Raw genomic sequence first — 18,837 nt, forward strand, 5'->3', positions numbered from 1 at the left:
TCGATGTAGGTTTCTCCTACAAAATCAGATTGCAGAACGAGGCTCAGTACTTCACTATTGGTGCTAACGTTTACAACCTATTTGATACTGTATATATTTCTGACTCTGCTACAAGTGTATTTGCTGACGATAAACCAAAATATCTGGCTGATGGGAAAACACTTAATACAAAAATCAGACTTACGAACAACTTGGTATGATGTACAAAGGTCTAGCAACTGGTAACCGTGCTTATTTCGGTTTCGGAACTACCTGGGCAGCAACATTATCATTCAACTTCTAATAATATTATAATATTAGATTTTCTCAATATCAATCCCGGCTTTGAGCCGGGATTTTTGTTATCTTTGTGTACAAAAAAATAGGATTATGGATTTTTACAACATTTTACTTAATGCCCACAAAGGATTCGGGTATCTTGAGATTCTTTTGGTAACATTATTTATCATTGCCCTTTTAGCTACCATGTTCGGTTTCAGTGGAAAAGTGAACAAATTTCTGAAGAAAACGACTCTTTTTACGATGATTTTCTTTCATGTTCAGTTTTTATTGGGAATCATTATGCTGATCACCACTTTCAGCAAAGGATTAAATATGGGAGAAGTAATGAAAATGCGGCATTAAGATTCCAATATGTTGAACATCCGTTCTCTATGCTTATTGCTGCGGTTTTGATGACCATTGTCAACAAAAAAGTAAAATCCAATGATACTATTTCTTTGGGAGTAGTCATTATGGGGCTGATTGCAGTAGGCTTATTTGCATTCGCATTCCCTGGACAAGAGTCTTTGGGGCTTAAAAAAAAATAAAGAAATTATATGCGTTATAATTTATAAATAGTTTAATCTTAAATTTTTAATTAAATCAATGAAAGTAGCTGTAGTAGGTTCAACAGGAATGGTTGGACAAGTTATGCTTAAAGTTTTGGAGGAGAGAAACTTCCCTGTAACAGAATTAATCCCGGTAGCATCCGAAAGATCTGTAGGCAAGAAGGTGAAGTATAAACAGAAGGAATTTACCATCGTAAGCATGAAGGACGCTATAGCTGCCAAACCGGATATTGCCATCTTCTCTGCAGGAGGATCTACTTCACTTGAATTCGCTCCTTTATTTGCAGAAGCAGGAACAACAGTAATTGATAATTCTTCTGCATGGAGAATGGACCCTGATAAAAAATTAGTCGTTCCCGAGATCAATGCTGATGTTTTAACGAAAGAAGATAAAATCATTGCCAATCCGAATTGTTCTACCATCCAATTGGTAATGGTTCTTGGACCGTTGAACAAAAAATATGATTTAAAAAGAGTAATCGTTTCTACGTATCAGTCTGTAACAGGAACAGGTAAGGTTGCTGTAGACCAGTTAAACGGTGAGATCAGTGGAGATGAATCTACTGAAAAAGTATACCCTTATCAGATCTTCAAAAATGCATTGCCACACTGTGATGTATTTGCTGATGATGACTATACAAAAGAAGAGATCAAACTGATGAAAGAGCCTAAGAAAATTTTAGGAGATGATACTTTCAACCTGACAGCAACTGTTGTAAGAGTTCCGGTTCAGGGTGGACACTCAGAAAGTGTAAATATCGAATTCGAAAATGAATTTGACCTTGACGAAGTAAGAAAAATCTTATCTGAAACACCTGGTGTAATTGTAATGGACGATGTGAAAAACAACCACTACCCTATGCCTCTGTACTCAGAAGGAAAAGACGAGGTTTTCGTTGGAAGAATCAGAAGGGATCTGTCACAGCCTAAAACGCTCAACCTCTGATCGTAGCAGACAACCTGAGGAAGGGAGCAGCAACAAACGCTGTACAAATCGCAGAATACCTTGTAGCAAACAACTTAGTATAAACTAACAAAATAAAAAAGAGTCTCAGAATTGAGATTCTTTTTTATCAAACTCCATATGAATACCCAGAAAAATGCACACCAAGAGAAAATAGGATTCCAAAAGCTTATTGCCGTATTTGGAGTAATGCTTTTTATCGGAAAGATTATTGCCTGGAGGCTAACCAACTCTGACGCAGTCTTTTCCGATGCCATGGAAAGTATCGTGAATGTCATCAGTGCATTTATGGGGCTTTATTCACTCCATCTTGCAGCAAAACCTAAAGATGAGGACCATCCGTACGGCCATGGAAAGGTTGAGTTCGTAACCTCCGGTATTGAAGGTGCCCTTATCGCTATTGCCGGTGTTATGATTATTTATGAAGGAGTTCATAGCCTTATTGTAGGAAAAACATTAAGCAAAATTGATCTCGGAATTTGATTATTGCTGCCACTGCAGTGGTTAACTATCTTCTGGGCTATATTTCCATAAAAAAGGAGAAAGAGAGAACTCCCTGGTTCTTATTTCATCCGGTAAGCATCTTCAGTCCGATACCATTACAACGCTTGGGGTGGTGGCCAGTTTAGTAATTGTCTATTTCACCAAAATCTATTGGCTGGATTCCGTAGTAGCATTAAGCTTTGGCTTTTATATCATATTTGTAGGTTATAAAATCGTCCGGAAATCCCTAAGTGGTATTATGGATGAACAGGATCCTGAGATACTTAATCAGGTTATTAAAATTCTTGAAGAAAACAGACATACAGAATGGATTGATGTACACAATATGAAAATCCAGCAGTTTGGTGCTTCCCTGCATATTGATGCCCATATTACCCTTCCCTGGTATTATGACCTTCGTGATGCTCACGATGAAATGGAGAAAGTAATTCTCCTGCTTGCCAAAAATATAAGACGCAATATTGAGTTCAATTTCCATATGGACGACTGTAAACCGATTTCGTGTCCGGTTTGCCAGATCAAAGAATGTCCTGTCCGTGAAAAAGATTTTATCAAACGTGTCAAATGGACCCCGGAAAACGTAACCAGTGTAGATAAGCACACAGCAACTAAGGATGAGTAAGAAAATAAATCAGGCTGATTCAGCTTTCTTTATGAGCTATTTGTTTTCTGTAATAAAACATCGGTACAATTAGAAGTATGATTAACGGCTGGATTACGAATCTCCTCATATAAAAAGAAAAAAGATACCCTATTTCAAATCTGTCATGAATACAATACAGATAGATAGGCAATGTAATGGCAAAAACAACAGCCATCATCACTGCTCCCTGTATCGTCCAAGCCTTATTTCTAAATAAGCCATAAATAATCAGGCAGGAAAAAAATGAATTTAAAATAAATCGGAAAACATGCCCGGCAATCAGTTTGCTCCATTCAAATGAGGGAAAATCAATATTCTTATTGGCTTCATGAAAATAATCCAGGAAAGGATCATAAAAAACAGTTCCTTCCAGGATTCTTACCCCTATCAACCCGCAGATTCCTGCGATAACCAGAAGCCAGCTAAGAATTTTCATGTTTTAAAGCAAAAAATTTAATCCAGATCAGCCAAAGTACAACAACACTCCCGTAAATAACAGCAGGAAAAACAAAATCGTGGAATATTTTTCCATACTCCTTATGATCAGTCATCACGATATTTAATCCCATAATTCTCAGGAGATTCATGATATAGAGTATGACTAATCCTGCACCCGCAAAAACAAAAGTCTTTATTCCTTTATAAAAGGCAAACACAAAAGACACAAATAAAATAATGACAGAAACGGCATTACATCCTTCTACCATTCTTGTCACATAATTTTGCTTAACATAAAACCAAACCTGCTCATTCTTTACATCATCATAAAGCTGGGTAGGATAACCTATCGCATTCTGAATGAAAGTCACCTGATTGGCAATCATCCTTGAAAACGAATCCAGCCCGGAATCTTTTCCGCTGTTCAGATAAAACTGATAAGCGAAAAGCAGCACCAGATAAATAACAATAAAGCGCAATAAAATACCTAAAACAGGCTTAAAGTCTTTCAGCATACTGCAAAGATAAAAATTAGCATGTAATATCCTGGATTTGAATCAGGAAACTTAAAAATAATGGAACAAGCTCCAGAATTATGGGATTTAAAATAGAAATTTTTCTCTAAAACATTCAATAAAAATAATATTCTACAGATCTGTTATAACAGGCTTAAGCTTTCATATGTGAGTTCTTTAAACTATCATTTCCAACTCATGTTAATTTAGTATATTTGTTTCCATATTATGACTTCTGAAAACGCAAAACGATTTTTTGAAAACCAGCTAGGTAAAAAATCTTCTGAATTTGTCACATTAGCTCAAAGCGGCTCTGCGAGGGTAAATTTCCTGGCCACTGCCGGTACAGAAAAATACATCATTACATACAATGAAAATATTCCGGAAAATGAAAGTTTTCTTTACTATTCTGAAGTATTCTCAGGTTTGAATCTTAATACTCCTTCCATCCTTGCCATTTCAGAGGACAGGAAGATGTATATCCAGGAATTTTTGGGACAGTATACCCTTTCTGAAGTGATTGCGAAAGAACAGCTGTCTCCCTCCGTAAGATCTTTGGTACAGCAGACGTTAGAAAAGCTTTACCAGCTGCAGGTACAGACTCAGGGAAAAATTGATTTTTCAAAAACCTTTGAGTATGAAAGTTATGATGAGCTTCCCGTGACGCATGATCTTTATTATTTTAAAAACTTTGTGGCCGATTTTCTGGAGCTTGAATATAATAAGTCGGCTCTTCTGAAAGAATTCAAAAAGATTGCGGTACTTATTGAGAATCTTGAACCTAAAGGAATTATGATCCGTGATTTCCAGGCAAGAAACATCATGGTGAACGAACAGAATGAAGTCTCTTTTATCGATTATCAGTCGGCAATGAAAGGTCCGTTGATGTATGATGTCATCTCTTTTCTTTTTCAGGCTAAAGCCAATTTTCCTGAAGATTTCAAACAGGAAATGCTGGATTTTTATATTGGGCAGTTTGATCATCCTGAAACAAGAATTCAGTTGAAAAATGCAGTGAGGCCTATTCAGATGATGAGATTTTTACAGGTTTTGGGAGCTTACGGATTCAGAGGTTTGATTCAGAGGAAACAACATTTCATGGCCAGCCTGGAAAAAGGAATTCGGAATATTATACAGTTTTCAAACGCCTGGGAACATATGAAGGATTATCCTGAACTGAATAAGGTTATTCAGCAATTGGAATCGGAAAAGGCACAACAAAAAATTGAAGAAATTATAAAATTGAACCATTAAGAAGCTTTAAGTTATTAAGGCTTATTGGTCTAAAAAATTAAAAACATACAAATGCTACACATCGAGATACACAGTTTTTCTTACAAAAAAGGAGGAATTCCCAAGGATAATTCCGGAAACGGCGGAGGTTTCGCCTTTGACTGCCGTGGAATATTAAATCCGGGAAGAATTGAAGAATATAAAAGCCAGACCGGAAATGATATAGGAGTTCAGGAATATCTGGAAACAAAAACCGAAATGCCAAAGTTTTTGGAACTGGTAAAATCTCTTGTTTCAATTAATATTGACAATTATTTAGAAAGAGGTTTTGAACATCTGCAGATCAATTTCGGATGTACCGGCGGGCAGCACAGGTCGGTATATTGTGCAATAAAGATCGCTGAATTTATCAAAGAAAAATATCCTGAAGGTACTGAGATCACCCTTCAACATGATGAACAGCCACAACTCAATATTAGTAATCAGTAATGAGTAAATAAGTAATTTCTTATTACAATTATCCATTACTCATTATTCATCACTCATTACTTATACTATTATGAAAGCTTTAATTTTCGCAGCAGGGAAAGGCACCAGACTGAAACCGTTTACAGATCATCACCCTAAAGCACTGGCAAAAGTAAATGAAGTTCCGCTTCTGGAAAGGAATATCAGTTATCTGAAAAGTTTCGGAATCACGGATTTTGTGATCAACATCCATCATTTTGGAGATCAGATTGTTGATTTTTTAAATAAAAATAATAATTTCGGGTGTAAGATCGAAATTTCGAATGAAACCAACGAACTTCTGGAGACAGGTGGCGGCTTGATTTTTGCACGAAAATTCCTGGATCACGGAGAAGATTTTTTAATTATGAATGCTGATATTCTGACGGACCTGAATATCAATACTTTGGTAGAATACCACAAAAAGATAAAAGATTTTGCTACTTTAGCGGTTTCGGACAGAGAAAGTTCGAGAAAACTCCTTTTCAATGATGATTTGGTATTAAGAGGCTGGCTTAATGTCCAAACCGGGGAACAAAGGCTTGCAGAATTCAACAAAGGCTTTAAAGCACTTGCTTTCAGCGGTGTCCATTGTATCAATCCTATTATCTTTGAAAAAATAAAAAGAACAGGCAAATTTTCTGTTATGGAAGAATATCTGGATCTGATGCACACCGAGCATATACATGGCTTTGTGCATGACAGTATTCTTATTGATGTTGGAAGACCATCATCCATAATAGAAGCCGAAAAACATTTTAAATAAATTTTGCAATGGAAATTGATGGAACCAGAGATGAAAGTTTGGTAAATCCAGAACTTGATATTAACGAAACAAAACTACACAATAGCTTCAGACAAAAAACATGGGATGAAACGATCACTAAAGACAGCTGGATGGTCTTCAAGGTCATGGCTGAATTTGTAGACGGTTATGAAAAACTGGCTAAGATTGGCCCATGCGTTTCAATATTTGGTTCTGCCCGACTGAAGCCGGAGAACAAATATTATGAAATGGCAGTTGATATTGCTGAAAAGATTACCAAACTGGGCTTCGGAATTATTACCGGAGGCGGACCCGAATTATGGAAGCAGGAAATAAAGGAGCTTTCAATGCTAAGGGAAAATCTATCGGGCTCAATATTGATCTTCCGTTTGAACAGCATTTTAATCCTTATATCAACAAATCCTATTCTATGAATTTCGATTACTTTTCGTGAGAAAAGTAATGTTTGTAAAATATTCCCAGGGGTTTGTGGTAATGCCGGGAGGCTTCGGGACCCTGGATGAACTGACTGAGGCGATGACTCTTATTCAGACCAATAAAATCGGGAAATTCCCGATTGTTCTTGTAGGAAGTGAATTCTGGGGAGGACTGCTGGATTGGTTTAAGGCAACCCTGTTAAAAGAAGGAATGATTGCTGAGGACGATCTTGATCTTTATCGTGTGGTAGATAGTGCTGACGAGGCTGTGGCACATATTAAGGCCTTTTATGATAAATATTCTGTAAATGTAAATTTTTAATTGGCATATTATTTGTGACTTATAACTAACAAGTATGATTGTAAATCTATTAATTAAGATGAAAAAACTTTTATATATATCAGGAATTTTAACATTTTTTGTGTTAATGAGTTTTATGTATGTAGACTTTTTCTCTTCAATGACCAAAGTTGACTATATTGATGGAAGCAAGACATTGAAGTTTACCACAAAAATGAATACAAGCCATATCTCTGATGCTATTAAAATAAACCCTAACACGGCTGGATTTGAAGCGGAGGTAAAAAAATATGTGAACAATAATTTTGATGTATTTGTCAATGGGGCTCCTAAAACGATTACCTTCACGGGAAGTCAGGTCAGCGGAGAAACTGTATGGGTGTATTTTGAAACCGGAGGCGTTTCGGATATCAACACCTTAAAGATTAAAAATACGATCCTTTTAAGCGCTTTTCCTAAGCAGATCAACATTGTTAATATCGCCTACAAAGGCAGCCAGAAAACAATGAACTTCCAGCGAGGAAAAGAAGTGAATGAAGTTTCTTTTTAATGTAAATTAGATTTAACCATTATAAATGGGTACCCTGGAAAGTTAAATTTTTCAGGGTATTTTTTTATTCAAAAAACATTTCTAAAGTAAAGACTACCGGGAAAGAGAATTTCTATGTACAGTTCGGACTTTATATTTTAGATCCTAATGACAGTAACAAAAAGATTCTGTGCAGTTAATTTTGCTGGATAACCATTACGGTTAATAAGAGGAAATAAAAACCACCACAGATGCGGTGTTTTTTATTTTAACGGGTTAAAATCCTGTACTCCATAAAAGGGTCGCAAGGTTCAGCTCACTGATATTAAAATCATTCTGACGATCTTTAAAACCATGAATCCCGGTAGAATAAAATTATCACCTGATTCAAATTGTTCCTGTCCTTAAAATAAATCAGGCAGCTTTTCAAGCTGCCTGATTTTATAGTATATGAGAATATATTCTATCTAAAATATTACTCAATTTTGATATTGTCAATCTGAACATCATACACTCCACCATTTCCGGTTTTGATAGCAAACATGTCTTTTCCTGCTGTAGTGTTAATATCTGCAATACCTGTAAGGGTAAGCTCAACCAATCTCCACTGACCGTTTGTATTGATAGAACCGTTGTAAGAGTTGGCACTTTCTACTCCTAAAGTAGCTCCGGTAGAGAATGTACCTAAGTTAAATACGTAGAAACCTCCACCTGCTTTATATACGTTGAAAGACAGTGACTTTCCTGTTGCAGTACCTTTGATATACATTGTAATTCTTTTTGGTACAGCTGGTATTCCTGTAGCAGCAACAGATGTAAATACATAATCGTTAGCGGTCGGAGTACCTTTGATCTGAAGTGAATTTGTACCATTATATCCTAAACCAACACCTTGTGTAGCGTAAGGCTTAAGTCCGAAACCGTTTACACTTGATAAGAAAGTTGCCCAGTTTTCAAAATCTGAACCTGCGAAAAGGTTTACAGCAGAAGCAGAAGGAGCATCTGGTTCACCTGGATTGAATCTTGGGTTCGGGAAGTTAATATCATCAAGAGTTCTGATATAAGCCTGATCTGTGAAAATAGTTGCGTTACTTGAACTTGTAAAACGGCTCAAAAGAAGAACGATATCACCACTTTTTTCATATTTAGGAGAGATAGGAGATTTCGCAAAAGTTGCATAGTTGCTGAAACGAAGATCCAATCTTCCAGCTTTTTTATCCGTAATATAACGGTCACCTGTAGCAGATTCGTCAGCAAAGTTTTTGTCAGTTCCGGTTCTTCAAACTGAACATTTTTAATTTTTACAAGCTGATTGATGTGAGCACCATTTTTAAGAGCATCAGCAATAGAATTAAACTCTAATGGCTTTATTGCAGTCACTACAGCCTTTTGTCCGTCACAAACTCTTGCCATATAATTGGATAGTTTATTAGGGTTGATTCTACCGATAGGATAGTTAGGATCAAAAGAACCTACTTTAATGTTTCCATTAACCCCTGAACGATCAATCCTTTCAGGTTGATTCTTACTAAAGATCCTGTAGGATAATCAAGATACTGATTTCCACCATCGATATCAATCTCGATACCTTGCGTCGGGTTTTCAGGCTTATCCTGAAGGAACATCATTTTATAGATATTTCCTGATTCATCACTTGAGGAAACATATGCTTCAACGATGTAATCTTCTTTAATGATATCAGCTTCAGTTGGTTTTGCTTTTGCAATGGTAGCAAGATCAGTTAGTGGGTGATTTGCTGCTGCAAATTTATTGGTACACTTGATTTCCGGGATCTCATAATCATCAGTTTTTACACATGATGAGAATGACAGCATTGAAATAGCACTAAAGATCGCCGCTTTAAAATATATATTTTTCATTGTTTTCGATTTTTAATTTTAATTTTTTAGAATCTGAATTGAAGGTTAACAAAATAAGATCTACCCTGATTATACCAATACTTAGGCGCGAATACCATATTTCCGCTGTCATAATCATTAGCATAATCAATATAGTTAACGTTTCTGGTCTGTTCAAATCCTCCTGTAATATAATTTCTGTTATTAAGGATATTATTGACAGATGCAGACACCAGCACATAATACTTACCAATCATCCACGATTTCCCTGCATTGACATTGAAGAAGAATGCTGAAGGCAGTTTTGTAGGCGTAAGAACTCTTGCAAGTTCTTCATCATTTACCTGGTCATAAGGCACTCCCGGCGTGTTAGGATTTGTATAGAATCTTTCTGTTCTGGTTACAGGAGACGGATCCAGGAATGAATGTCCGAAATAGTTCCATGTTGCTCCTAACCACCAGTATTTAGGACTGCTGTAACGAAGACCTAGCGTATATGCCTCCTGAGGAGTTCCGCCCTGTCTGTAGTTTTTAAGCGTTGCTTCCCCCATATTGGTATAAGATCTTGAAACGATATTTCCGTTCCCGTCCAGCTCTCTGAAAGTTCCAACAGCATCAGATGCAAAATAAACGGTAGGGTTATTGGTATAAGTATACTGTCCTAAGCTTAATAATCCGCTGGCGGTTAAAGTAGGACTAAGTTTCACCTGTGCACCAAGCTCAACACCCATATTTCTTTTGTTGGCACCTGCCAGCACCTGTGTAATGAAAGCACCGTCCTGAATAGGAGCCTGATCTCCGCTTTCAGTAAGATTTGTCAGTTTAACTCCTGTGCGAAGTATCTTTGTACACTTGTTTCATTTTGTGTATTAACAAGATAACCTGTCAGTCTAAGTTTAACAATCGGAGTGGAAATTACATAACTCAAATCATTGGCATCAATAACAACGTTTTTGATCCCGGGAGTTGTAACACCACTTACTCTTGTATTAAAATAAATATCATTCAGGAAAGGAGACTGTGAGAAGTAGGCCCCGTTATAAACAAGGAAGTTCCTACCATTGATTTTATAGGTAACCTGCCCTTTAATACCTGCATTCCAGAAGTTTTGATCTGCACCTTTTCCGTAAGAAGATTCATACAGATAGTGCTGAAACAATCCTTCTGCTGTTCGTAGTATACCCGAATAGCCCGGAAATAAATACATCGAATCTTCCTGTTGAGAATTTAAAGGCTGGATTTATTTTGAATTCCTGTCTTCTGAAAATATAGCTGTACCCGATTTTATCACCTTCTCTTTTGGCAACATCAGTATCGCCTTCTCTTGTGTTGAATTTTCCCCAAACACTTCCAGCATTCGTATTGGATGCAAACGGGTCCATATTCAGGGCAAAATCAGCACCTAACAGGTCGTTTACTTCTCTGTACTGCTCAGATCTGTAGTTCTGGTAAGATAAGTTTAAGATAAAACGGGAAGTATCCGTGAAATTATAAGTATAGTGAGTTGCCACATTCCATACTTTATCATCTTTTACATCATCCACAAGATAATAAGCTGCTCTTCTTCCACCCAATAATGCATTGTATTCCACATTTCTGTTGGCATTATAAAGATTATCCCAATTGATCTGCGTATGTGACTGGTCATCATTCGTCCACCAGTCTCTGGTGATTCCGATATTGGCAGCCTGCTCCGGAGACGGATCTTTATAATTTAACCAGTAACTTGGCAAATTACGGTAATAAGTTGGTGATGGGTTATTCGCTCTGTACCAGTCTAATCTGGAACTGTATTCTTTTCCGAACTGATAAGAAACAGAGGTCCATAATTGAGAATTTTTATTAATTTTCCAGAAATCCTGCAACTGGATCATTGGCTGGAACCCTCTTTTCACTCTTTCATTTCTCTTATCTCCATTCTGCCATCCCCAGTAAGAGTTATAATGAACTCCTCTGAAATCATATACTTCCTGAGTACTTGGACTTGAAGAACTTCTTTCATATTTAGAACCAATGGCGTTTAACGTCATCGTGTGACTATCGCTGAATTTCTTCTCAATACCAATATACCCACTGTATGCGTCATAAGCAGTTCCATCCTGTATCCCTTCCTGTGCCCATCTTCTGGCAATCATTCCTGTAAACGCCCATCCGTTCTTGTTCATTCCGGAAGAGAATCTGTAGGATAATCTGTTTCTATAATTTCTGTTGGTAAGAGAGTATGTCAGCTGACTTCCTTTTCTGTACTCACTGGCTTTCGTATTCTTATAAAATACCCCGGTAGTTCCTCCAAAGGCATATTCTGAAGGGGCATGGTTAGCTGCAATCTCCGGGTAACGGGTAATTTCGTTCAATCCTCCCCAGGTACTGAAGTCTACATCTCCATTATCTGCAGCGGCCATAGAAACACCGTTGATCATATTCTCACCTGTTCTGCTATCAATTCCTCTCGGACGGAACCAGTACGGCCCTAAATCGAAACTTGCAATCCTATTGAAAACATCCTGTGAAGACTGTAATAATCCTACAGTTGCAGTTTGCTGTGCACCACCACTGTCACTTTCTCCGGAATCTTCTACAATAGCTAATCCCTGGTCTGCACCGTTCAATGCAGAATAAAGAGTAATTACTCCAAGATCTTTTCTTTTCTCATCGCTGGTTACATCAAATTCAAACATTTTAGTTTCAAAATTGGGTTTTGTAACCATAATCTGATAATGTCCGGGCATCAAATCCGTAAATTGGAAATATCCTATTTTGTCTGCCTTTGCATCATTTCCTGCTCCTTTTAAATCTACATTTGCTTGCTCAACAGGCTTACCGTCTGCATCCTTAAGATATGCAAACACTGTTGTCTGCGCATAATAATATGAAGCAGGCAGCAAAGTAAATAAAGAGATCAATGATAGTTTTTTAATCATGAGTATATTTATTTTTTAATACTTTTCTTGTTAATTTTCAACAGTTTAAAAGTTGGGGGCACAAATTTAATCAAATTTTGTAATTCAGAACTTTTTTAACGTTATTTTTCTTAACATTGCAATCTTTTAAGAATCATTATAAAAGAGAGATTCGGATTACTGCTTTTAAATTTACAAATATTTAAAACGCAGTGAATTAAAAAAAGTAAATTTGTAATTAATAGTATAATAAAACTCTAAAGAGATGAAGAGATTTTCGAGTCTGTTTGCCCTATTTATTTCAATTGTGGCATTCTCACAACAACAGGGGAAACTGAGAAAAGTAGCTACCGTTGGGTTTTTGAATGTAGAAAACCTTTGGGACACTATCCGCTCAGCAGATTATATTGACGGAACCAAAGACATTAAAAATCCTGCTTTTCACAGAAGCATCCCCATGGATTCCATCAAGTTTCTGGAAGCAGAAAAATATGACGGACCATGGAGTGACGGAGCTTTGATCGGCAAAAAAGTAGTTAGAGAACAGGGGGTTCTGAAGAGTTTACTCCCAAAAGTCCAAAAACTACGGAACAAAAATCTATAAAGCAAAACTTGCCAACGAGGCCAAAGTAATTTCCGAAATGGGGGCACAATACACCAAAACTGCTCCTGCAGTAGTGGGCCTCATTGAGGTTGAAAACAGACAGGTAATCCAGGATCTTATCAATGAACCTGCTTTAAAGAAATATGATTACGGAATCATTCACTACAATTCTTATGATTACAGGGGAATTGATGTTGCTTTGATCTACCAGAAAAGAAGATTCACGCCTACCAATTCATTAAAAAAAGAACTGGTTATTTACGGCGACAACGGAAAAAGAGAATATACGAGAGATATCCTTGTGGTAACAGGATTTTTAGATAATGAAAAAGTAGCTTTCTTTATGAATCACTGGCCTTCAAGAAGAGGTGGTGAAGCCATTTCCTTACCTAAAAGAAATGCCGCTGCCGCATTATTAAAACAGCAGATGGACAGCGTAAGAGCGGCAGACCCAACAACAAAGCTTTTTGCAATGGGTGACTTTAATGACGACCCTGTAAGCCCAAGTTTAAAAACCATCTGAAAGCACAGGCTAATCCAAAAGACCTAAGCGAAGAAACACCCTATCTTAACCTGATGTACCCTTTATATAAGAAAGGAGTTGCTTCTTTGGCTTATCAGGACGCACCCAACCTGTTTGACCAGATTATCGTTTCCAAAAATTTAATTTCAGATCAGGTAACAAAAGAATACTCTGTATACAAAACAGAAATTTTTGCACCGCCATATCTTGTGAATAAAGAAGGAAATTATAAAGGTTATCCTTTCAGATCCTGGAACGGAGACCAGTTTACAGGAGGCTACAGTGACCACTTCCCGGCATTTGTAGTTCTCCAGAAAGAACCATAAAAAAGTTAGGCACTCTTATTGGAGTGCTTTTTTTGTATAAATATCTTAATCATGAAAAATATTATTTTATGGGTATTGATTGCATTAGTCCCTTTCAGCTGTTTTTCTCAGGAAACACCAAAGAAAGATAAAGAGCAACACGAGATGAAGCCCTCCAAAAATGAGGACGGAGAATGGGATCTTACAGTCATTGATACTCAGTTTGATTATTTTCTGAATGCTGTAGCCAAACCTATCAGCCAATACTCAGAATCTTATCTGAAGACAAAAAATACATTTCTGGTCAACGAATGGAACAGTTATTACAATTCCGGCAGATATAGAAATATTATTGAATCCGGGATAGATTATGATCCGAAGGAAAATTACGGGATCAAGTTTGAATATAAATTATACCAGGTCTTCGTGTATGTCAACTGGAAATATAAATTAAGACTGAACGGCTTATCCGGAAGCGATGCGATAAGGTAAATTTAAAATCAATAAAAAAGGTTCAGAGTTTCTGAACCTTTTATTTTTATAATAGCTGAAAATTATTTATTGAATAATTCTTCTACTTTATCCCAGTTTACTACATCGAAGAAAGCTGAAACATAATCAGGCCTTCTGTTCTGGTAGTTTAAATAATAAGCATGCTCCCAAACGTCTAATCCTAAAACCGGAGTTCCTTTAACGTCTGCTACAGGCATTAACGGGTTATCCTGGTTTGGTGTGGAAGAAACAGATACAGAACCGTCAGCATTTTTTACCAACCAAGCCCATCCTGAACCGAATCTTGTTTTAGCAGCCTCAGAGAAATCAGTTTTGAATTTATCAAGACCTCCGTAATTTTCGATAGCAGCTTTTACATTTCCTACAGGCTCTTTGCTTCCTCCAGGCGTTAAGATTTCCCAAAATAAAGAGTGGTTGAAGTGACCTCCTCCGTTATTTCTTACTGCTGGTTTATCAGTTCCTGTCTGGCAGATTTCTTCGATTGTTTTACCTGCTAGTTCAGTACCTTCAATGGCTTTATTTAAATTGTCAATGTATGCCTGGTGGTGTTTTGTATGGTGGATTTCCATAGTTCTTGCATCGATCGTTGGCTCTAATGCATCGTATGCATATCCTAGTTTTGGTAATTCAAATGACATAATCTTTATTTTTAATGTTATGATTCAAAATTAGCCAATATTTAAGGGATTATCAAGAATTCTGGATTACTTTAATAAATCTTTAACATTGATATATTGATTTAGAATGAATTAAGTTTTATTTTTTATGCAATATCAGCAAAAAGCACGAACCTAATGATCCGTGCTTTCTATTTAACAATAATTAAATTAATTTATTTATTCATAGACATCAGGAATTCTTCATTATTGAGAGTTCCTTTAATGTTTTTATCTACAAATTCCATAGCTTCCACAGGATTCATCTCAGAAAGATATTTTCTGAGAATCCACATTCTCTGTGAAGTTACTTCATCCAGAAGAAGATCATCTCTACGGGTACTTGATGCTACAAGGTCAATAGCAGGATAAATTCTTCTGTTGGCAATTTTTCTGTCCAGCTGAAGCTCCATGTTACCTGTACCTTTGAATTCTTCAAAGATTACTTCATCCATCTTGGATCCTGTATCAATCAATGCGGTAGCAATAATCGTCAGAGAACCTCCGCCTTCGATTTTTCTTGCTGCTCCGAAGAATCTTTTCGGTTTGTGAAGAGCATTCGCATCTACCCCACCGGAAAGAACTTTACCTGATGCAGGTGTCACGGTGTTGTATGCTCTTGCCAGTCTTGTAATAGAATCCAGTAAAATGACTACATCATGTCCGCATTCAACCATTCTTTGGGCCTTTGCAAGGACAAGGTTAGCTACTTTTACGTGTTTTTCGGCGGCTTCGTCAAATGTAGAAGCAATTACTTCTGCATTCACACTTCTTTCCATATCGGTAACCTCTTCCGGACGTTCATCAATCAGAAGAACCATCATATATACTTCCGGATGGTTCGCTGCAATAGAATTAGCGATATCCTTAAGCAACATTGTCTTACCTGTTTTAGGCTGCGCAACGATCATTGCTCTCTGACCTTTCCCGATAGGGGCAAATAAATCTACAATTCTTGTGGATACTGTAGATCCGCTTCCTGCCAGGTTGAATTTCTCTTCAGGGAAAAGTGGTGTCAGATATTCAAAAGCTACACGGTCTTTGATAAAGGCAAGATCACGTCCGTTAACTTCTGTAGGCCTTAATAATGAGAAATATTTTTCCCCTTCTTTAGGAAGCCTGACAATTCCTTTCACTGTATCTCCGGTTTTCAAACCGAAATTTCTGATCTGTGCCGTAGAAACATACACATCATCAGGAGAAGAGATATAGCTGAAATCTGAGGAACGTAAAAATCCGTAGTTATCCGGTAAGATTTCCAAAACCCCTTCAATACTTACCAATCCATCAAAATTAAATTCTTTTTTAGGATCGTTCTGCTCCTCAGCCTTTTCAGAATGTCTGTTCTGATTTTGGTTTTGGTGCTGTTGGTGCTGGTTTTGGTTTTGGTGCTGTTGGTGCTGGTTTTGGTTTTTATGCTGGTTTCCACTGTTCTGTGGGTGGTTTTGTCCTTTTTGAGGTCTGTTAGCCTGTGGTTGTTGAGAATTGTTAGGCTTTTCTTCTGCCTGGGCAGGCTCTGGGGATTCTGTGTTTTTGGGAACTTCTGTTCTTTCCTGGGCTACTTCTGCATTAGCGGTGTTGGCAGAAACTCTTTTTCTTTTCTTTTTTGCCTGGGCTGTTGCTGTGGGTTCTTCTGTTACTGCAGCAGCTTCAGCTTTTGGTTCTTCCTGTTTTATTTCTTCGGAAGCCGGCACCTTTTCTTCTGTTTTTCCTCTGCATTAGGTTCTACCGGAGCTTTTGCATTTGCTTTTGGCTTGGCTGCCGTTTTTTTCGGGGCAGCTTTTTTGCCGGGGCTTTGGCAGGTTTTTCTGCCGGAGCCTCTTCAGTAGTTATACTGGCGGTTTCAGTGGCGTTGAAATAATCTTTTGCAACTTTAGGGTTAGAAGCCTGAAAGTCAAGAATAGCAAAGATCTTGTCATTTTCATTGCTGTTTCTTGCAACTTTAACGCCTAAATCTTTTAAGATTTTAGTCAGTTCCGTTACGGATTTTGACCTTAACGTTTCTATGTTAAACATATTTAATGTAAAAATGTAATTAATTGTGAGTAAGAAAAGTAAGTCCGGTGACTTTTGTTTTCAAGTACATTGTATAATGCAAATCTACACTTATTTTTGAATTGTGCAAAATTTATATTATTTTTGCCAAGAATTTAATATTCAATGCTACAGAGAATACAAACTATATGGACTTTATTAGCAGTTTTGGCTGCTGTTTTCCTTTTCATAACAGGTCAGGATGTTGTCATTTCAGACAGTATTCCTTTACTTAATATCAGCTGTATAGCCCTTGTTCTTATTGGAGCATTAAGTATTTTCAGTTTCAAAAACAGAAAAAGACAAATTTTGCTGAATACCATCAGCATCATTATAAACGCTTTGTTGATTGGTGTATTGGCGTACTGGTTACTAAACTTATCCGGAGGAATTCAGTTTCCTGAGAAGGGTATTGAGCCGATTTTCCCATTGATGGCGGTGATCTGTCTGCTTATTGCAAACGTTTACATCCGCAAAGATGAGAGGCTCGTAAAATCTGTAGACAGACTTCGATAACCTTACAACGATTTTTTGAGTGAGAACAGCTTCTTTTCAGGAGCTGTTTTTTATTTTCCATACTTTCTTATTTAATTTATGTAAATTCATTGCAACTTTTTAGTCAGAAACACGACAGATCATATAACTTTTAATAAAAGACAATGAAAAAGCTTACGTATCTTACTTTATCACTATTCTCCATATTTACCTTTGCACAGGAAGTTTCCAGGGAAAAAGTAAAAACAGTTCTTTCCACTCTCGCTTCAGATGAAATGAAAGGCCGTGAAATCGGAACCCGGGAAAATGAAAATGCAGCCCATTATATCGCTAAACTTTTTAAAGAAAACAACCTGGAATATTGTACGGGAAATTCTTATCTGGTGCCATTTGACTACCATGGAAAAACAGTATACAACGTTTGTGGAATCAAAAAAGGAAAATCTGATCAGTATCTGGGTTTTTCAGGGCATTTCGACCATATCGGAACCAGTGATAAAAGCGGAGACAATATTTATAACGGAGCGGATGATGATGCCAGCGGAATCACGACTCTGGTAGGTATTGCTGATTATTTTAAAAATAAAAAACCGGAATTCTCCATGGTATTTATGGCATTTAACGGAGAGGAAAAAGGAATGCTGGGTTCAAGAGCTATTGCAACAGATTCTAATCTGGATCACATTTATAATAAAATGACTGCCCTTTTTAATTTTGAAATGGTAGCTACAGAATCCCAATGGGGCAAAAATGCATTATATATGACAGGAGACGGATTCTCAGATCTTGATGAGCTTTTCAATAAAAATGCAGTAAACGGATTAAAAATTAATGCTGATCCTTATGCAAAGCAGCAGCTGTTTTACCGTTCGGATAATGTAAGTTTTGTAAAAAAGAAAATTATTGCCCATTCATTCTCTACGGTTGATATGACAAAGGCGTCTCATTATCACCATGAAAATGATGATATCAATATTGTTGATTTTGATAATATGACACAGATCATCAATAATTTTGGAAAAACACTGGATAAGCTGAATCCTAAAAACTTTAGCCCAAAATATAACGATCAGGTGAAATTTTAATTAAACCATTATAAAAGGAACCGCTGAATAAGCGGTTTTTTTATTAAACTGCTTTGCTGTTCCACCTTTTGTTCCGGTATTAAAGTTTCGTTTATTTATTTTAAAAACAAAGTTTAACAGCCCTGAGTTGTAACAAAAAAACGATTTTTGAAACATATCCGTTAAAGTAAAACAGGATTAAGAACGTCTTATCTTT

The 18,837-nt window shown here is 36.9% G+C and carries 21 protein-coding genes and 4 pseudogenes; 14 read left to right on the forward strand and 11 right to left on the reverse strand.

The annotated features are described in order from the left end of the window. The 5 genes and pseudogenes from OWR28_RS21945 to OWR28_RS21960 form a co-directional block, all read left to right on the forward strand. Positions 1-200, forward strand: a 200-nt coding sequence (locus OWR28_RS21945) for a hypothetical protein (protein ID WP_332388526.1), incomplete at its 5' end; no start/stop codon positions are given. A gap of 169 nt (positions 201-369) precedes the next feature. Next, on the forward strand, positions 370-624 hold the full coding sequence (locus OWR28_RS27250; RefSeq protein ID WP_494168505.1) for a hypothetical protein: 255 nt from the start codon (positions 370-372) through the stop codon (positions 622-624). 29 nt (positions 625-653) lie between these two features. Continuing rightward, complete coding sequence (locus OWR28_RS27255) at positions 654-809, forward strand: hypothetical protein (protein ID WP_494168506.1); 156 nt, start codon at positions 654-656, stop codon at positions 807-809. A 58-nt stretch (positions 810-867) separates the two neighbouring features. Then, positions 868-1,859: pseudogene (locus OWR28_RS21955) on the forward strand (aspartate-semialdehyde dehydrogenase). Between the two features lie 55 nt (positions 1,860-1,914). Beyond that, positions 1,915-2,920, forward strand: a pseudogene (locus OWR28_RS21960) (cation diffusion facilitator family transporter). 19 nt (positions 2,921-2,939) lie between these two features. On the opposite strand, the gene OWR28_RS21965 reads toward OWR28_RS21960, so the two are convergent. Both OWR28_RS21965 and xrtF read right to left on the reverse strand, forming a co-directional pair. Further along, positions 2,940-3,377: an exosortase F system-associated membrane protein gene (locus tag OWR28_RS21965; protein ID WP_332388527.1), complete on the reverse strand. Its 438-nt coding sequence runs from the start codon at positions 3,375-3,377 to the stop codon at positions 2,940-2,942. Next, on the reverse strand, positions 3,364-3,894 hold the full coding sequence (gene xrtF / locus OWR28_RS21970; protein WP_332388528.1) for an exosortase family protein XrtF: 531 nt from the start codon (positions 3,892-3,894) through the stop codon (positions 3,364-3,366). The genes OWR28_RS21965 and xrtF overlap by 14 nt, the downstream gene beginning before the upstream one ends. Before the next feature lie 228 nt (positions 3,895-4,122). Here xrtF and OWR28_RS21975 point away from each other — a divergent pair, with 228 nt between their 5' ends. From OWR28_RS21975 to OWR28_RS21995, 5 genes and pseudogenes are all read left to right on the forward strand, one after another. Then, the gene (locus tag OWR28_RS21975; protein WP_332388529.1) at positions 4,123-5,148 is read left to right on the forward strand and encodes a phosphotransferase; all 1,026 of its coding nucleotides are present in this window, start codon (positions 4,123-4,125) and stop codon (positions 5,146-5,148) included. Positions 5,149-5,199: 51 nt separating this feature from the next. Continuing rightward, positions 5,200-5,616, forward strand: coding sequence for a RapZ C-terminal domain-containing protein (locus tag OWR28_RS21980; RefSeq protein WP_332388530.1), 417 nt, complete (start codon positions 5,200-5,202; stop codon positions 5,614-5,616). Positions 5,617-5,686: 70 nt separating this feature from the next. Beyond that, positions 5,687-6,400, forward strand: a complete 714-nt coding sequence (locus OWR28_RS21985) for a nucleotidyltransferase family protein (protein ID WP_332388531.1) — start codon at positions 5,687-5,689, stop codon at positions 6,398-6,400. Between the two features lie 131 nt (positions 6,401-6,531). After that, positions 6,532-7,159, forward strand: a pseudogene (locus tag OWR28_RS21990) (LOG family protein). Positions 7,160-7,217: 58 nt separating this feature from the next. Then, complete coding sequence (locus OWR28_RS21995; RefSeq protein WP_228370574.1) at positions 7,218-7,688, forward strand: DUF6702 family protein; 471 nt, start codon at positions 7,218-7,220, stop codon at positions 7,686-7,688. 454 nt (positions 7,689-8,142) lie between these two features. On the opposite strand, the gene OWR28_RS22000 is transcribed toward OWR28_RS21995, so the two are convergent. From OWR28_RS22000 to OWR28_RS27270, 6 genes are read right to left on the reverse strand one after another with little or no spacing between them, the layout of a single operon-like run. Continuing rightward, positions 8,143-8,868 (reverse strand): hypothetical protein, encoded by a 726-nt coding sequence (locus tag OWR28_RS22000; RefSeq protein ID WP_332388532.1) that lies wholly within the window; start codon positions 8,866-8,868, stop codon positions 8,143-8,145. Next, entirely contained in the window at positions 8,778-9,203 is a 426-nt protein-coding gene (locus OWR28_RS22005; RefSeq protein WP_332388989.1) for a DUF5689 domain-containing protein, read from the reverse strand. Before OWR28_RS22005 ends, OWR28_RS22000 begins: the two co-directional genes overlap by 91 nt. After that, complete coding sequence (locus OWR28_RS22010) at positions 9,140-9,547, reverse strand: DUF5689 domain-containing protein (RefSeq protein ID WP_332388533.1); 408 nt, start codon at positions 9,545-9,547, stop codon at positions 9,140-9,142. Before OWR28_RS22010 ends, OWR28_RS22005 begins: the two co-directional genes overlap by 64 nt. 26 nt (positions 9,548-9,573) lie before the next feature. Next, positions 9,574-10,284: a hypothetical protein gene (locus tag OWR28_RS27260; RefSeq protein WP_494168507.1), complete on the reverse strand. Its 711-nt coding sequence runs from the start codon at positions 10,282-10,284 to the stop codon at positions 9,574-9,576. Positions 10,285-10,343: 59 nt separating this feature from the next. Beyond that, positions 10,344-10,685: a hypothetical protein gene (locus OWR28_RS27265; protein WP_494168508.1), complete on the reverse strand. Its 342-nt coding sequence runs from the start codon at positions 10,683-10,685 to the stop codon at positions 10,344-10,346. Then, entirely contained in the window at positions 10,663-12,447 is a 1,785-nt protein-coding gene (locus tag OWR28_RS27270) for a carboxypeptidase regulatory-like domain-containing protein (RefSeq protein WP_494168509.1), read from the reverse strand. Before OWR28_RS27270 ends, OWR28_RS27265 begins: the two co-directional genes overlap by 23 nt. A 244-nt stretch (positions 12,448-12,691) precedes the next feature. Here OWR28_RS27270 and OWR28_RS22025 point away from each other — a divergent pair. Together OWR28_RS22025 and OWR28_RS22030 are read left to right on the forward strand one after the other, a co-directional pair. Further along, positions 12,692-13,879 (forward strand): annotated as a pseudogene (locus OWR28_RS22025) (endonuclease/exonuclease/phosphatase family protein). A gap of 51 nt (positions 13,880-13,930) precedes the next feature. Then, positions 13,931-14,350 carry a DUF6146 family protein gene (locus tag OWR28_RS22030; protein WP_332388535.1) on the forward strand — a complete coding sequence of 140 codons (420 nt, stop codon included), beginning with the start codon at positions 13,931-13,933 and terminating at the stop codon, positions 14,348-14,350. 62 nt (positions 14,351-14,412) lie between these two features. Here the strand turns inward: OWR28_RS22030 and OWR28_RS22035 are convergent, their stop codons facing one another. The 3 genes from OWR28_RS22035 to OWR28_RS22045 form a co-directional block, all read right to left on the reverse strand. Next, positions 14,413-15,009 carry a superoxide dismutase gene (locus tag OWR28_RS22035; protein ID WP_047427203.1) on the reverse strand — a complete coding sequence of 199 codons (597 nt, stop codon included), beginning with the start codon at positions 15,007-15,009 and terminating at the stop codon, positions 14,413-14,415. Between the two features lie 194 nt (positions 15,010-15,203). Beyond that, positions 15,204-16,721: a transcription termination factor Rho gene (rho, locus tag OWR28_RS22040; protein WP_332388536.1), complete on the reverse strand. Its 1,518-nt coding sequence runs from the start codon at positions 16,719-16,721 to the stop codon at positions 15,204-15,206. A gap of 31 nt (positions 16,722-16,752) precedes the next feature. Then, positions 16,753-17,043, reverse strand: coding sequence for a Rho termination factor N-terminal domain-containing protein (locus OWR28_RS22045; protein ID WP_332388537.1), 291 nt, complete (start codon positions 17,041-17,043; stop codon positions 16,753-16,755). Between the two features lie 144 nt (positions 17,044-17,187). On the opposite strand from OWR28_RS22045, the gene OWR28_RS22050 reads away from it, so the two are divergent. Next, a complete protein-coding gene (locus OWR28_RS22050; RefSeq protein WP_332388538.1) occupies positions 17,188-17,577 on the forward strand; it encodes a DUF4293 family protein in 390 nt (129 codons plus the stop codon). Between the two features lie 143 nt (positions 17,578-17,720). After that, on the forward strand, positions 17,721-18,641 hold the full coding sequence (locus OWR28_RS22055) for a M28 family peptidase (RefSeq protein ID WP_332388539.1): 921 nt from the start codon (positions 17,721-17,723) through the stop codon (positions 18,639-18,641). The last annotated feature ends 196 nt before the right edge of the window (positions 18,642-18,837 follow it).

Source organism: Chryseobacterium sp. 1B4, assembly GCF_036631475.1.
Lineage (GTDB): Bacteria > Bacteroidota > Bacteroidia > Flavobacteriales > Weeksellaceae > Chryseobacterium.

What these genes read in the sequence shown, in the direction of transcription:
- OWR28_RS22055 (WP_332388539.1), top strand. Translation starts at nt 17,721, where the DNA reads ATGAAAAAGCTTACGTATCTTACTTTATCACTATTCTCCATATTTACC.
- OWR28_RS21995 (WP_228370574.1), top strand. Translation starts at nt 7,218, where the DNA reads ATGAAAAAACTTTTATATATATCAGGAATTTTAACATTTTTTGTGTTA.
- OWR28_RS22035 (WP_047427203.1), bottom strand. Translation starts at nt 15,009, where the DNA reads ATGTCATTTGAATTACCAAAACTAGGATATGCATACGATGCATTAGAG.
- OWR28_RS22030 (WP_332388535.1), top strand. Translation starts at nt 13,931, where the DNA reads ATGAAAAATATTATTTTATGGGTATTGATTGCATTAGTCCCTTTCAGC.
- OWR28_RS21965 (WP_332388527.1), bottom strand. Translation starts at nt 3,377, where the DNA reads ATGAAAATTCTTAGCTGGCTTCTGGTTATCGCAGGAATCTGCGGGTTG.
- OWR28_RS27270 (WP_494168509.1), bottom strand. Translation starts at nt 12,447, where the DNA reads ATGATTAAAAAACTATCATTGATCTCTTTATTTACTTTGCTGCCTGCT.
- OWR28_RS27250 (WP_494168505.1), top strand. Translation starts at nt 370, where the DNA reads ATGGATTTTTACAACATTTTACTTAATGCCCACAAAGGATTCGGGTAT.
- OWR28_RS21975 (WP_332388529.1), top strand. Translation starts at nt 4,123, where the DNA reads ATGACTTCTGAAAACGCAAAACGATTTTTTGAAAACCAGCTAGGTAAA.
- OWR28_RS22050 (WP_332388538.1), top strand. Translation starts at nt 17,188, where the DNA reads ATGCTACAGAGAATACAAACTATATGGACTTTATTAGCAGTTTTGGCT.
- xrtF (WP_332388528.1), bottom strand. Translation starts at nt 3,894, where the DNA reads ATGCTGAAAGACTTTAAGCCTGTTTTAGGTATTTTATTGCGCTTTATT.
- OWR28_RS22010 (WP_332388533.1), bottom strand. Translation starts at nt 9,547, where the DNA reads ATGAAAAATATATATTTTAAAGCGGCGATCTTTAGTGCTATTTCAATG.
- OWR28_RS21980 (WP_332388530.1), top strand. Translation starts at nt 5,200, where the DNA reads ATGCTACACATCGAGATACACAGTTTTTCTTACAAAAAAGGAGGAATT.
- OWR28_RS27255 (WP_494168506.1), top strand. Translation starts at nt 654, where the DNA reads ATGCTTATTGCTGCGGTTTTGATGACCATTGTCAACAAAAAAGTAAAA.
- OWR28_RS21985 (WP_332388531.1), top strand. Translation starts at nt 5,687, where the DNA reads ATGAAAGCTTTAATTTTCGCAGCAGGGAAAGGCACCAGACTGAAACCG.
- OWR28_RS22045 (WP_332388537.1), bottom strand. Translation starts at nt 17,043, where the DNA reads ATGTTTAACATAGAAACGTTAAGGTCAAAATCCGTAACGGAACTGACT.